Genomic DNA, 13,093 nt, shown 5'->3' on the forward strand with positions numbered 1-13,093 from the left:
TCCTACAGGCAGCGACCGCGACAACACGGACGCCGCATCCGTACAAGACGCCTTCGCACCCGGTTTGTTACTGTGCCCGCCACCTTGTCGAAGCGAGCCCCGCATGTCCATCACCGCAAAGGGCGTAGTCGATTTCTGGCGCAACGCCGGTCCCAGCCGCTGGTTCGACCGCAACGACCAGTTCGACCAGCAATGCCGCAGCGGCTTTCTCGAAGCCCATCATGCCGCGGCCCGGCGCGAGCACGACGATTGGGTCGAGCGCGATGCCGAGTCGGCGCTGGCCTTGTTGATCCTGCTCGATCAGATCCCGCGCAACGTGTTCCGCGGCAGCGCGCATTCCTACGCCACCGATCCGCTGGCGCGGCACTACGCGCGGCGCGCGCTGGAACTGGGGCACGACCAACGCATCGAACCGGCCTTGCGCGCGTTCTTCTATCTGCCGCTGGAGCATTCCGAAGACCCCGCCGACCAGGCGCGCTCGGTCGAACTGCATCGCGCGCTGCCGGCGGACGCCGACGGCAACGACGCCGCGCAATGGGCGGTGCAGCATCAGCAGATCATCGAGCGCTTCGGCCGCTTCCCGCACCGCAACGCCGCGCTCGGGCGCGCGACCACGGCCGAGGAACAAATCTATCTCGACGGCGGCGGCTTCAAGGGCTGATTCCGCCAGCCGGGGCATCGGTGAAAACCAGAACGGCCGCGACGGTGAGGTCGCGGCCGTTCCGGTCGGTGGCGCAACCGGCGAAATCGCGCCGCCGCCGCGCCGGAAAACTCAACCCATCGAGCGCGCCGGCCGCGCGGTTTCGTTCTGCTGCATCGCCAGTTGCTGATCGCGTTGCGTCGATTGCGCCTGCGCGCTGCGGTCGACCGCCTGAGTGCTTTCGGCCAGCGGTTGCTGCATCGCCACGGTGGTCGGCACGGCCACGGCGTTGTGATGCACCGAGCGGTGATCGCCCTCCACCGCGAACAGATTCTTGGCGTCGGTGCCGAGCACCACCTTGTTGATGTCCTTGAAGTTGGCGTTGACCGCGGCCGCGGTCAGCGCGCCGGCCGCGCGCGTGGTCGCGTCGTCGGAAGGGCGGCCGTGGCGCGCGTCGATCTCGTGCATGCCGGCCAGGGCCTTGTTGAACATCGGGTTGTGCGAGTGGCCCGGATCGCTGAGCAGCGGCGCGGCGCGCGAGTCGTTGGCCGAGATGCCCGGGAAGTTGATCCGCGGAATGCTGTTCTGCAAGCGGTCCCAGCCGTCCTTGACCGCGCCGCGCACGCGGTCGCCGGCTTCCTGGATGCGCTCGCCGGCGTCGTGCGCGCCCTGCTTGGCTTTCTCGTAGCCGTGGTGCACGCCCTGCTTGGCTCGATCGTAGCCGTCCTGCACGCCCTGCTTGGCCTTTTCGTAGCCGTCCTCGACGCCCTGTTTGGCTTTTTCGTAACCGTGCTGCACGCCTTGCTTGGCCTTGTCGTAGCCCTGCTGCAGGCCTTCCTTGGCGTCGTCGTAACGGTGCTGGATTTCGCGCTTGAGCACGTCGGGCATGCCCGCGCCGGGCTCCTTGGGCAGCTTCCAGTCCGACAGGTCCTTGCCGTTGGTGATGACCGCGCGCATCTGGTAGATGTCGTGGCGGAACGAGTCGAACATGTCCTTGTTCTTGCCGTAGGTCTGGCGGTTGGCGTCGCTGAGCAGCGGCGGCCCGGAGATGTCGTTCTGCTTGTAGAACTGGGTGACGCTGTGCGGATCGAAGCCGACCTTGCGGATGTCGGCGACGAATCCGCCGATGCCTTGGGTGCGCGGATCCTGCTTGTCCGCCAGCAGGTCCTTGACGTCCTTGTCGATCGCGTACACGCGCACCTCGCCCAGGTGCTTGCTGGCGGCGCTGACGATGTCGGTGGCGCGCACGTGGTTGACGATGTCGAGCTTGGCGCCCTTGGGCAGGTCCAGATTGAGGCTGGCCGCGCCGTAGGCGTTGAAGGTCTCGCCGTGCAGGCCGTACTTGGCCGCGGTGGCCTGGGCCAGCGTGCCGCCTTGCGAGTGGCCGGTCACCGAGACTTGCGCGGGGTGGCCGTCGACGGGGAAGCGCTTGGCCAGTTCGAGCGCTCTTTCGGTAAGTGCCGATGCGGGTCCGATCTGAGGATTGGTGCGGTTGAACACCATGTTGCCGTTGCCGCCAACCCAGTCTTGTACGACTTGATTCAGTCCGCCTTCCGAGCCGCGGTGGGCGACGATGATTTCACCGGATTTCATGTCCCGGTAGATCGTGCCTTGGTAGCCGCTGATATGCGATGTGGTGTCCAGGATCATGTAGTCGCGGTCGCCGATTCTTTCTTTTTTCGAAGGGTCGGCGGCGCGATTTTGATAGGAGTCGTCGGCCAGGGCAGCATAAGAGCGGCTGGGCAGGCTCATTTTTCAATCTTCCTTGATTGGAAATTGACTTGGAAATCGCTGGCGGTCGGGAAATGTTCGCCAGCGAGCGTCATCGGGTGGAAATCGATCGGTTCGGGCGAGAGATCGAACAGCGATTTCTGCGCGAACGTCACTTGCTCGTCGCCGCTCAAGATCGCTTCTTGCCACGTGCCGGTTGAAAACACCGCGGGCTTGGCGAACAACTTCACGCCCACCGCGGTCAACTCCCACGGGCAGACGCCGAGCCCGTAGTAGTCCTCTTCCAAAATCATGTCGGTGAAGAAAACCCCGCGGTACTCGGTGTCCGATACTTTGCGCAGCTCCAGCGGGATGTCCTTGGTGGGACGGTTGCGGACTCCTCCCAGCGCACGGGTCTGGTCGAGCGGGATGCAGGCATCTTTGTCGCGCGGAACGTCGAATTGCAGGTTTCCGGCGATCTTCTCGAACGGCCGCGGTACGTCGCGGATCGTCATGACCACTTCGTACTTATGCTTCGGATTGGGATTGAGTTTGATTTCCGGCAACGGAACCGGTTGTTGGCAGGCGGCGGTCGAAACGGTCATCAAGGTCACCAATGAGGCAAGAAATAGGGACTTCGCGGGCGGCATGCGGGAGGTCTCAGGGCAGCGTGGCCGGCGCCGGCGGACGCCCCATCGAACGCGCCGACCGTGGGGCGGACCTGAGCGGTACGAACCAAGGCCGTAGCGGCGAGGACGGGCGGCGACAGCGGGAGAAGGAGCGGCCGGCGGCGCGGGCGCGCGGCGCGGCAGCGAATGCGGCAGGGCGGGCCGGGCTCGCAGGCGGCGAGGCGGTCTGGCGCAAACCGGAGGCGATTCGTCCTGAATCCATGGCGGGCTCATCGCGCCGACTCGGGCGCGTCCTGGGCCGAGTATCCTCGGGCCGTCCGAGGGTGGCAAGTTGCAACGGCAGGCGCAAAAAACGGTCTGAACTCGTTGCCGCGGCCTGCCTGGGAGAGCTTGCAGGCGCGCTGCGTTCCGCCGCGTCGCGATGATCCGCCCCACAAACGACAAAGCCGCGCCCCTGGGGGACGCGGCTTCGGCACCGGCGCAATCCGGGTTCAGTACTTGGCGATGGCGCCGTCCAGATCGGCCCAGGCATCGATGCCGCCTTCGACGTTGTAGACCTCGCGATAACCCAACTGGCGGAAATGCTCCGCGGCCTGCGCGCTGCGCCCGCCGTGGTGGCACAGGAACGCGAGCGGCGCGTCCTTGGGCAGGGATTCCAGCGCGTCGGTGCCGTGATCGAAGGTGTCGAAGGCCTGACCGATCTGGGCGATCGCGCGCTCTTCCGGCGGACGCACGTCGATCAGCCGCAGCGAACCCGCGCCGAGGCGTTCGCGCGCCTGCGCTGGCGTCATCGCCCGCACCGCCGGCGGCGCGTTGGGGTTGGTGATGACCAGACCGCGGCCGCGCTCATCGTCGGCCCAGTCGATCGACACGCCGTCGGCGCGGCGGGCGTTGATCCAGTCGGTCTGCACGCGCACGCCTTCGACTTCGGTCGCCACCGCGTTGGCGTCGACCGGCGCCAACTGCAGGCGCACGTTATGGCGCGCATCGACTTCCAGCTGTACCGCGTAGTTGTCGCCGGCGTTGGCGACCGCGTCGCGCAGCATCTGCGCCGCGGCCGGGCTGATGCTGAGCTTGGGCGGGCTGCGGTCCGGCGCCGGCAGGCCCAGCGCCTGATGCAGTTCGCCGCTGCCGGCCATCTGCTCGATGATGTCGCTGCCGCCGACCAGATCGCCGTCGATGTACAGCTGCGGGATCGTCGGCCACTCGCCGTAGGCCTTGATGCCTTCGCGGATCTCCGGATCGGCCAGCACGTCGACGTGGGCGTAGCCCTGCGGCAGCAGCGCGTTCAGCGCGCCGGAGGCCTTGGCCGAGAAACCGCATTGCGGCGCGTTCGGCGCGCCCTTCATGAACAGCACGACGCGGTTGGACTGGAGCAGGGTTTCGATGCGCGAACGCAGGGCGGGATCGAGGGACATGACGGTCTGTCTGGCGGGAATGAGGCCCACATGGGGGCGGCGGCGCGCCCTCGCAAGGTAGGATGCGGGTCGCTTCGCCGCGGCCGGGCCGGTTCTGTCGCCGCCCGGGCTGGCCGAATGGGCCGATACGCCCGCGCGGCGACGCGCTCCCCACTCAGAGACCCCCGACCGCATGAACCCTGTCGCCGTCCACCGCCCGCCGCGCCGTCCGTTGGCCTGGCTGTGGCTGTTCGCGGCCTCGCAGGCGCTGGTGCTCGGGCTGTGGTTGTGGCTGGGCTGGCGGATCGGCCTGACGGCGTTGCTGCTGAGCCACGCGGTCATGTTCTGGGGCACGTTGTGGCCGCGCTCGCGTTTGTTCAGCCCGGTGCTGACCCGGCTGCCGACGCGCGAGCGCGAGGTGTGGCTGACCATCGACGACGGTCCGTCGGAGGACACCGCGGCGATGCTGGACCTGCTCGATGCGCACGGCGCGCGCGCGACTTTCTTTGTCGTCGCCGAACGCGCGCGGGCGCGGCCGGAGTTGCTGCGGCAGATCGTCCAGCGCGGCCACGGCATCGGCCATCACAGCGCCGACCATCCTTCGGCCGCGTTCTGGCGGCTGGGCCCGGGCGCGATGCGCCGGCAGATCGTCGACGCCGACCGGACCTTGCGCGAATTGCTGCCGGGCTATCGTTTGCAGTGGTTCCGCGCCGTGGTCGGCATGGCCAACCCGTTCACCGCGCGCTGGCTGCGCGACTGCGGTCTGGCGCGGGTGGCGTGGAGCGCGCGCGGCTTCGACGCGGTCGCCGCCGATCCGGCGACGGTGGTGGCGCGGGTCGAACGCGGCCTGGCGCCGGGCGCGATCGTGCTGATGCACGAAGGCGCGAGGCACGGGCGCAATGTCGAGACCATGGCGGTGCTGCTGCGGCGGTTGCGCGAGTTGGGGTATCGCTGCGTGGTGCCGACGGTGGCGCCGTAGCCGGATTTTCGCGGTCGCAGCTTGCGCAGCTCCTACAGCGGCCGTCGTGCGGAAACTACCTGTAGGCGCTGCGTCCCTACGGGATTTCCTTTGGTCACAAGCTTCGACCGCACCAAACCAACTACGACGCAACCGGCAATCCCTATTCCGCCCGCACCGCCACGATCCGCCAATTGTTGAACGGCGTACGCCCATACAACGGCGTGAACTCCACCTGCAAACCCGCCGCCGCCAACCGCGCGCGCAGCGCGTCGGCGTCGGGGTAGTAGCGCGGCATCGCGTTCATCCAGCCCCACAAGCGCGAGAGCTTGTCGACCAGCACGGTGATGCGCGCGCGCCGGGTGCCGTCGTCCAGGCCGGTGCGGATCACCAGCCGCGCGCCGGGCGTGAGCATCGCGATCATCGCGTCGATCACCCGCTCCTGCTGCGCGAACGGAATGAATTGCAGCACGTCGAGAATCACCACGCTGCCGCGATGGCGCGGCAGTTCGCGCGCCAGGTCCATGGTCTGGAACTGCGCGTCCAGCCCGGCGCGCGCGGCCGCGCGCACGCCGCGGCCGATCTTGGCCGCATCGCTGTCGACGCCGCGATAGGTCATGGTCTGCCCGTCCAGGCGCAGCGCGTGCGCCAGCAGGCCCAGGCCGCAGCCCAGGTCCAGCAGCGGCGCGCGGCAGCCGCGCAAGGCTTGCAGCACGCCCGGATACAGCGGGTCGCTGCCGAGCTTGACCCGGCTGTAGTAGTAGTCCCAGCGGTTGCCCAGCGGATGCGCGGGCAAGAACGCGCGCGCGATGGCTTGCGCGCGCTCGGGCGGCAGCGGCCGCGCCGCGTCGCCGACGGCGTTCATCGCGCCGCCGCGTCTTGCAGCAATTCGCGCGCCACCGGCAAAGCCAGCGCGGTCCATTGCGCGTACATCGCCGCCGACGGATGCAGGCCGTCTTCGGCCAGCATCTGCGGATCGCTGGCGCGCTCGCGCGAGACCGGCGCGATATCGACGAAGGCCACGCCGTGGCGCGCGCAGATTTCGCCGGCGCTGATGTTGAACACGTCCAGTTCGGCGCCGATCGCCGCCGAGCCGCGTTTGTCGGTGGCGCCGAACGGGGTGGCGCCCCAATCGGGAATCGACAACACCAGCACCCGGTCGGCGCGGCCATGGGCGTAGCCGATCGCGCGTTCCAGCAGTTCGCGGAACTCGGCCGCGTACTGCACCGCGCTGCGGCCGCGGTACTGGTTGTTGACGCCGATCAGCAGGCTGACGAAATCCCACTGGCCCAGCGGTTCGGCCAGGTCCAGCGCCAGCGCCAGCTCATCGGTGGTCCAGCCGGTGGTGGCGATGATCCGCGGCGCGGCCACGGCGATGCCGTGCTCGCGCAACTGCACCGCCAACTGCACCGGCCAGCGGCCGGCTTCGGGCACCGCTTCGCCGATGGTGTAGCTGTCGCCGAGGGCGAGGTAGGTCAGCGCCATCGCGGCCTCAGGCCACGGCGGCCGCGCGCTGGCTCTGGCCGCGCGCGGCGTAGCGGTCGAGCACGCGCTCGATCCGGCCGAACACTTCGCGCACCTGCGCCGGCTCCGGCAGCAGGGTCACCCGGAAGTGATTGCGGTAGGGCACGTTGAAGCTGGAACCCGGAACCACCAGCACGTCCTCGGTTTCCAGCAGTTCCAGCGCGAACTTGTGATCGTCGAAGCCGTGCGCGGCCGCGCCGGTCACCGCCGGGAACGCGTACAGCGCGCCGGCCGGCACCACCAGCTCCAGGTGCTGGCTGGCCTGCACCGATTCGATCACCGCACGGCGCGCTTCATACAGGCGGCCGCCCGGTTCGCACAGCGGGGTGATGGTGTCGGTGCCGTTGAGCGCGGCTTCGATGGCGAACTGGCCGGGCACGTTGGCGCACAGGCGCAGCGCGCCGAGCAGGTCCATGGCGTGGTGGAAATCGCCGCTGGCGACCGGATCGCCCGACAGCACCGCCCAACCCACCCGCCAGCCGCAGGCGCGGTGGACCTTGGACAGGCCGCCGAAGCTCAGGCAGGGCAGTTCTCCGGCGATCGGCGCGACCGGAGTGAACTGGGCGCCGTCGTAGAGGATGGAGTCGTAGATTTCATCGCACATCAGCAGCAGCTTGTGCTTGGCGGCGATGGCGACGATGCGTTCGATCAACTCGCGCGGGTAGGCCGCGCCGGTCGGGTTGTTGGGGTTGATCAGCACGATCGCGCGGGTGCGGCTGGAGACCAGTTGTTCGATCTCGTCCGGGTCGGGCAGGAAGCCGTTCTCCGGCTGGCAGCGGTAATACACCGGGCGGCCGTCGTTGAGGATGGTCGCGGCCGACCACAGCGGGTAGTCGGGCGAGGGCAGCAGCACTTCGTCGCCCGGGTTCAGCAGCGCGCGCAGCGACAGGTCGATCAGTTCGCTGACGCCGTTGCCGACGAACACCCGCTCCGGCGACGCGTTGGGTGTGCCGCGCTGCTTGTGAAACGCGGCGATGGCCTCGCGCGCGGCCGGCAGGCCCTGCTGGTGGGTGTAGGGATCGGTATCGGCGATGTGATCGGCGATGGCGCGCTGCAGGTGTTCCGGGGCGCGGAAACCGAACGCGCCGGGATTGCCGATGTTGAGCTTGATCTGCTTGCGTCCCTGGGCCTCCAACTCGCGAGCTCGCCGGGCCAGTTCACCGCGGATTTCGTAACGGACTTCGGACAGGCGTTCGCGGGTTTTCAGGGGCGGAAGAGACATCGCTGCGGGATCGAGTCGAGGAATGGGCCTTCAGACTAGCTGAATCGGTCCGCGGAATCAGCCCAGCGGCGGCGGAAAAGCCCGGTTTTGCCGGGCTGCAGTGCGGCGGCGGCCACGATTCGGGGATCGGCCGCGCGTTCGCCCGATCCGCCGCATCGGCCCCGCGCGCCCGCCTGAACGAATCACGGGCCGGCAAAAACCCGCGCGCGGGCTATGTAGAATCGCGCCATGACCGACCCGCGCCCGCGCCTTTGACTCCCGAACTCGCCGCCTTGCAGGCGATCGGTTGGCCGATCACGGCCGCCGACCCGGTCCCGGCCGATCCGGTCTGGCGCGAGCTGTTGGCGGCGCACCCGCAGGCCCGGCCGGTGCGGGTGGCCGAGCAGCATCGCAGCGGTTATGTGGTCAGCGACGGCCCCGACCGCGCGTTCCCGGTCGATTCGCTGCCCGAGTGGCAACGCCCGCGGTTCCCGCCGGAGCAGCGGCCCGGGGTCGGCGATTGGTTGCTGATCGAATCCAGCGGCACCCGCGACAAGGTCGTGGTGCTGCTGCCGCGGCACAGCGCGATCAAGCGCGGCGCCGCTGGCGAGCACTACAAGCAGCAGTTGATCGCCGCCAACATCGACACGGTGTTCGTGGTGTGCGGGCTGGACGCGGATTTCAATCCGCGCCGGATCGAGCGCTACCTGTTGCTGGTGCGCGGCGGCGCCGAGCCGGTGATCGTGCTGACCAAGGCCGACGAAGCCGTCGCCGCCGACCCCAACGCGATCGAAGCGGCGATCGCCAGCCTGGCCGAACTGGCCCAGGGCGTGGCGATCCGCGCGGTCAACGCGCGCGACCGCGACGGCAGCGTCGAGGCGATGGCGCCGTGGGTGCAGCCCGGACGCACGGTGGTCTTGGTCGGTTCTTCCGGTGCCGGCAAATCGACCCTGACCAACAGCCTGCTCGGCATCGAGCGGATGAAGACCGGCGCGGTGCGCGAGAGCGACGCGCGCGGCCGTCATACCACCACCCATCGCGCGCTGATTCCGTTGCCGTCGGGCGCGTGCCTGATCGATACGCCGGGGATGCGCGAGCTCAAGCCGACCGGCGAGGAAGACATCGGCGAGAACTTCAGCGATGTCGAGGCCTTGGCCGAGCAGTGCAAGTTCCGCGATTGTTCGCACAACCGCGAACCCGGCTGCGCGGTGCGCGAGGCGATCGAAAGCGGCAAGCTGGATCGGCAGCGGTTCGCCAACTATCTGAAGCTGCGCGAGGAAGTCGCAGGGGCGGCCAACAAGCTGGCTACGCGGCGTGCGCAGAACGCCAGCGACAAGGTGATCGGCAAGGCCTACAACAAGCGGCTGGACGATAAGTATGGGCGGCATTGAGCGGGTGGAGTCGTGCGGGGTGGAGCAAATCCCCCCTGCCCCCCTTTTTCAAAGGGGGGAACAGCAGGAGCGGGCGTCGGTGCGCGCGACTCACTTCCCAGGTCGCCTCCCCCCTTTGAAAAAGGGGGGCAGGGGGGATTCGCTTTTGCCGCTTTCCCCGCGTCACCCACTTCCCCAGGCCACCGCATGAGCGCCCCAAGCTCCGACCTGCGCCCGGACATCCAACACCACGCCGCCCTGGACGCGCGCATGGTCCGCGCCGCGCGCGGCATCAAACTGCTGACCATGGCCAGCTGGCCGGCCGGTCTGGAACACGCCTTCCTCGCCGACTACGCCCGCGGCGCCGCGGTGTTGCCGGTGATCGATTACGCCAAGCACGACTTCAGCGAAGTGCGCGCCGAACTCGAAGCGATCGCGAGCGAAGCCGACCGCGACCATCCGCTCGGCGAGTACCTGATCGAATCCGCGCACTCCTGGAGCGTGGCCGCGCAATTGCTGGAATGCCTGGGCACCCCCGCGGTCACCGATTACTCGGTGCAATTGTTCGGCAAGCCCGACGCCGCCTTGCCCGGGCAGGGCCCGAGCACGCGCGAAGCCGCCAACCACTTCATCTCCATCGCCAACGAACTCGACCGCGAACTGATGTCGCCGGCCGAAACCGTGGAAATCTCCGCCACCGCGCTGAGCCTGCAACTGCAGCGCGATCTGGACGACTACTTCGACGCCCGCGTGATCGATGTCGTGCTCGACCCGGACCTGATCGCCAAGGCCGCCGCCGGCGCCACCCGCATCCGCCTGCGCAGCGGCGCGGCGTTCAGCGATTACGACCGCCACCAATTGCTCCAGCACGAAGCCTTCGTGCATTCGCTGACCGCGCTCAACGGCCGCGAACAACCGGTGCTGCCGAGCCTGGCGCTGTCCTCGCCGCGCAGCACCGCGACCCAGGAAGGCATGGCCACCTTCGCCGAGCAGATCACCGGCAGCATCGACATCGGCCGGATGAAGCGGCTGAGCCTGCGCATCGACGCGGTGGCGATGGCGCTGGACGGCGCCGACTTCATCGAAGTGTTCCGTTACTTCATCGACGCCGGGCAATCGCCGGCCGACAGTTTCGCCTCGGCCCAGCGCGTGTTCCGCGGCGTGCCCACCGGCGGCGGCGCGGCTTTCACCAAGGACACGGTGTACCTGCGCGGTCTGGTCGGCGTGCACACCTTCTTCCGCTGGGCCTTGCGCCAACAGAAACTGCACCTGTGCCGGTGGTTGTTCGCCGGCAAGATGACCCTGGGCGATGTGCAGCGCTTCGAGCCGCTGTTCCAGGAAGGCGTGCTGGCGCCGCCGCGCTGGATGCCGCCGTGGATCACCCGCGCCAATGGTCTGGCCGGGATGCTGGCGTTCTCGCTGTTCGCCAACCGGATCCGGTTGGATCAGATGGCCGAGGGCGATTTCAGCGAGATCGGCTGAGACCGCCGACGCGGCCGATCACGGTTTGGTCTTGCTGCGGTAAAGCACGACCTTCTTTTTCTTGGCCTCGACGATCATGTCCCCGCTCCATTCGCGCTCGTGATCGGCCGGGGCCGGATCGCCGTCGAACTGCAGCTTGCAGTCGTTGGGATAGGTGGCGTCGGGGTGGCGCTCGAAGGTCGCGCGATTGCATTTGGCGCTCTTGATCGCCTCGGTCTGGTCGGGTTCGTCGATGATCTCGTTGCCCTTGAACACCCGGCGGTTCGCTTCCCAGTACATGATGGCGCGGGCGATCTGGTTTAGATCGTAGCGGCCGAGAATCTTCACTTGCTTCGGGGTCGCCATGGCGATGCTCCGGGGTCAGGGGGTGATGCCGAACTTGGCGATCAAGGCATCGTTCATCGGCTTGGGATCGGTCTCGAACTTTTCCTCGCGCAGCTCGCCTAGCTCGTACTTCACCTGCAGGCGCTGGCCGGCGATGTCCGCCGGCAGCGGATCGACCGGCGATTGCGCGGCGATGTAGCCGTACAGCACCGGAATCGCCGAATCGGGCAGTTTGTCGACGAAGGCGTTCTCCCAGGTGGTCTGGTCGCGATAGGCCTTGATCTGCGCGGTGGACTTGTCGGTGATGGTCCTGAGCGTTTCGGTGCTCTTGATCTGTTGCTCCGACGCGGATTTCTGCACGCCGATGATGGCGCCGTTGAGGGTGCCGGCGTGGTAGTAGTTCAGCACGTCCGAGAGCGCGGCCTGGGCCGGATAGCGGCGGGGGCTGAGCTGCATGCCTTCGCGGATGGTCACCAGCTGGCTGGTGCGGTTAGCGTCCATCTGCGCGACCAAGGCGTCCAGCGTTCGATCGAGCAGATAGTCGCGGTCGTAGATCGTCTGTCCGCCCTGGATCAACGTCGACAGGGCGATGTAGTTGTCCTTGACCCCGACCGAATCGGTCAGGCTGGCGGCGACATTGGTCAGCAGCGACAAGGCGCCGGCGGTGGCCTTGGTGTGGCGGCGGTTGGAGACCAGCTCGTTGCGGAACTGCGCATAGCGGATGTCGCAGACCGCCAGCAGCTTGACGATGTTGGTGTCGCGCGCGCTCTGGTCGTCGCCGGACTCGATCAGGTTCTTGACCAGGGTGTCGGCGGCGAAACCGCCGTTGGCTTCCAGTTGCTTGGGCTTGACCAGCGGGTCGGGCGCACCGCGCAAGGTGGTGCACGCGGTCGAGCTCAGCGCGAGCACGGCGGACAGAACCAGCGCCGCCGGCGCCTTCCATAGCGTGAACATGTTTTCCCCCTGTCGCGGCGATCGGTTCGGTCGGCGCGCCGCTTCGCCAAGCGGCGCCCATTGGGGCGAACGTAAAGCCCGAACCAATCCGGACAATCGCCGTCACGCGCGGGGGAGCGGCGGCGATGGTCGTGCTCAGCCCATCTGCAAGCCGCCGTTGACCGCGTAATCGGCGCCGGTCACGAACGCCGCATCGTCGGAGGCCAGCCACGCGCACAGGCTCGCCACTTCCTCCGGTTTGCCCAGCCGCCGCACCGGCACCGAGGCGGCCAGACGGTCGAGCACATCGGGCGGGAACGCGCTGATCGCCGCGCTGGCCACATAGCCGGGCGAGAGCGTGTTGACGGTGACCCCGCGCGCGGCGAACTCCTGGGCCAGGGCGCGGGTGAAGCCGTGCATCGCGGCTTTGGCGGTGGCGTAGTTGACCTGGCCGATCTGGCCCTTCTGCGCACTGACCGAACCGATGTTGACGATCCGGCCCCAACCGCGCGCGGCCATGCCGTCGACCACCTGCTTGGTGATGTTGAACAAGGTGTGCAGGTTGCCGGCCATCACCGCGTTCCAGTCGTCGCGGGTCATCTGCCGGAACAACACGTCGCGGGTGCCGCCGGCGTTGTTGACCAGCACGTCGACCTCGCCGACCTCGGCCTTGACCTTGGCGAACGCGGCCACGGTGGAATCCCAGTCGGCGGCGTTGCCTTCCGAGGCGATGAAGTCGAAGCCCAGCTCGCGCTGCTCGCGCAGCCAGCCGGCCTTGCGCGGCGAATTGGGGCCGCAGCCGGCGACCACGGTGTGGCCGCTCTGCGCGAGCTTCTGGCAGATCGCGGTGCCCAGGCTGCCCATGCCGCTGGTGACGTATGCGATGCGAAGAGTCATGACATCAGATTCCTGTGGGTTGGCTTCC

The 13,093-nt window shown here is 68.1% G+C and carries 13 protein-coding genes and 1 pseudogene; 4 read left to right on the top strand and 10 right to left on the bottom strand.

Annotated features, from left to right (window positions below; genetic code table 11):
* Positions 1 to 103: 103 nt before the first annotated feature.
* Complete coding sequence (locus tag V7787_RS50375; RefSeq protein WP_336095050.1) at positions 104 to 661, top strand: DUF924 family protein; 558 nt, start codon at positions 104 to 106, stop codon at positions 659 to 661.
* 111 nt (positions 662 to 772) lie between these two features.
* On the opposite strand, the gene V7787_RS50380 is transcribed toward V7787_RS50375, so the two are convergent.
* The 4 genes and pseudogenes from V7787_RS50380 to grxD form a co-directional block, all read right to left on the bottom strand.
* Positions 773 to 2,392, bottom strand: coding sequence for an XVIPCD domain-containing protein (locus V7787_RS50380; protein WP_336095051.1), 1,620 nt, complete (start codon positions 2,390 to 2,392; stop codon positions 773 to 775).
* Entirely contained in the window at positions 2,389 to 2,955 is a 567-nt protein-coding gene (locus V7787_RS50385; RefSeq protein WP_336095052.1) for a hypothetical protein, read from the bottom strand. The genes V7787_RS50380 and V7787_RS50385 overlap by 4 nt, the downstream gene beginning before the upstream one ends.
* A gap of 515 nt (positions 2,956 to 3,470) precedes the next feature.
* A complete protein-coding gene (locus V7787_RS50390; protein WP_336095062.1) occupies positions 3,471 to 4,118 on the bottom strand; it encodes a rhodanese-like domain-containing protein in 648 nt (215 codons plus the stop codon).
* Positions 4,098 to 4,397 (bottom strand): annotated as a pseudogene (grxD, locus tag V7787_RS50395) (Grx4 family monothiol glutaredoxin); the annotation flags it as partial. The pseudogene grxD and the gene V7787_RS50390, both read right to left, overlap by 21 nt.
* A gap of 172 nt (positions 4,398 to 4,569) precedes the next feature.
* Between grxD and V7787_RS50400 the strand changes: the two are divergent.
* Positions 4,570 to 5,355 carry a polysaccharide deacetylase family protein gene (locus V7787_RS50400; protein ID WP_336095053.1) on the top strand — a complete coding sequence of 262 codons (786 nt, stop codon included), beginning with the start codon at positions 4,570 to 4,572 and terminating at the stop codon, positions 5,353 to 5,355.
* 142 nt (positions 5,356 to 5,497) lie between these two features.
* Here V7787_RS50400 and V7787_RS50405 read toward each other — a convergent pair whose 3' ends face one another.
* The 3 genes from V7787_RS50405 to V7787_RS50415 are packed head-to-tail and all read right to left on the bottom strand — an operon-like array spanning position 5,498 to position 8,080.
* Positions 5,498 to 6,199 carry a class I SAM-dependent methyltransferase gene (locus tag V7787_RS50405; RefSeq protein WP_336095054.1) on the bottom strand — a complete coding sequence of 234 codons (702 nt, stop codon included), beginning with the start codon at positions 6,197 to 6,199 and terminating at the stop codon, positions 5,498 to 5,500.
* Positions 6,196 to 6,819 (bottom strand): SGNH/GDSL hydrolase family protein, encoded by a 624-nt coding sequence (locus V7787_RS50410; protein WP_336095055.1) that lies wholly within the window; start codon positions 6,817 to 6,819, stop codon positions 6,196 to 6,198. Before V7787_RS50410 ends, V7787_RS50405 begins: the two co-directional genes overlap by 4 nt.
* Positions 6,820 to 6,826: 7 nt before the next feature.
* The gene (locus V7787_RS50415) at positions 6,827 to 8,080 is read right to left on the bottom strand and encodes a pyridoxal phosphate-dependent aminotransferase (RefSeq protein ID WP_336095056.1); all 1,254 of its coding nucleotides are present in this window, start codon (positions 8,078 to 8,080) and stop codon (positions 6,827 to 6,829) included.
* A gap of 251 nt (positions 8,081 to 8,331) precedes the next feature.
* Here V7787_RS50415 and rsgA point away from each other — a divergent pair, with 251 nt between their 5' ends.
* Both rsgA and V7787_RS50425 read left to right on the top strand, forming a co-directional pair.
* The gene (gene rsgA, locus V7787_RS50420) at positions 8,332 to 9,450 is read left to right on the top strand and encodes a ribosome small subunit-dependent GTPase A (protein WP_336095057.1); all 1,119 of its coding nucleotides are present in this window, start codon (positions 8,332 to 8,334) and stop codon (positions 9,448 to 9,450) included.
* A 186-nt stretch (positions 9,451 to 9,636) separates the two neighbouring features.
* The gene (locus V7787_RS50425; RefSeq protein WP_336095058.1) at positions 9,637 to 10,911 is read left to right on the top strand and encodes a flavohemoglobin expression-modulating QEGLA motif protein; all 1,275 of its coding nucleotides are present in this window, start codon (positions 9,637 to 9,639) and stop codon (positions 10,909 to 10,911) included.
* An 18-nt stretch (positions 10,912 to 10,929) separates the two neighbouring features.
* Here V7787_RS50425 and V7787_RS50430 read toward each other — a convergent pair whose 3' ends face one another.
* From V7787_RS50430 to phbB, 3 genes are all read right to left on the bottom strand, one after another.
* The gene (locus V7787_RS50430) at positions 10,930 to 11,256 is read right to left on the bottom strand and encodes a hypothetical protein (RefSeq protein WP_336095059.1); all 327 of its coding nucleotides are present in this window, start codon (positions 11,254 to 11,256) and stop codon (positions 10,930 to 10,932) included.
* Between the two features lie 15 nt (positions 11,257 to 11,271).
* Positions 11,272 to 12,189: a hypothetical protein gene (locus tag V7787_RS50435; RefSeq protein ID WP_336095060.1), complete on the bottom strand. Its 918-nt coding sequence runs from the start codon at positions 12,187 to 12,189 to the stop codon at positions 11,272 to 11,274.
* Between the two features lie 135 nt (positions 12,190 to 12,324).
* Positions 12,325 to 13,065 (bottom strand): acetoacetyl-CoA reductase, encoded by a 741-nt coding sequence (gene phbB, locus V7787_RS50440; RefSeq protein ID WP_336095061.1) that lies wholly within the window; start codon positions 13,063 to 13,065, stop codon positions 12,325 to 12,327.
* Positions 13,066 to 13,093: the final 28 nt, after the last annotated feature.

This window comes from Pseudomonas sp. CGJS7 (assembly GCF_036961695.1).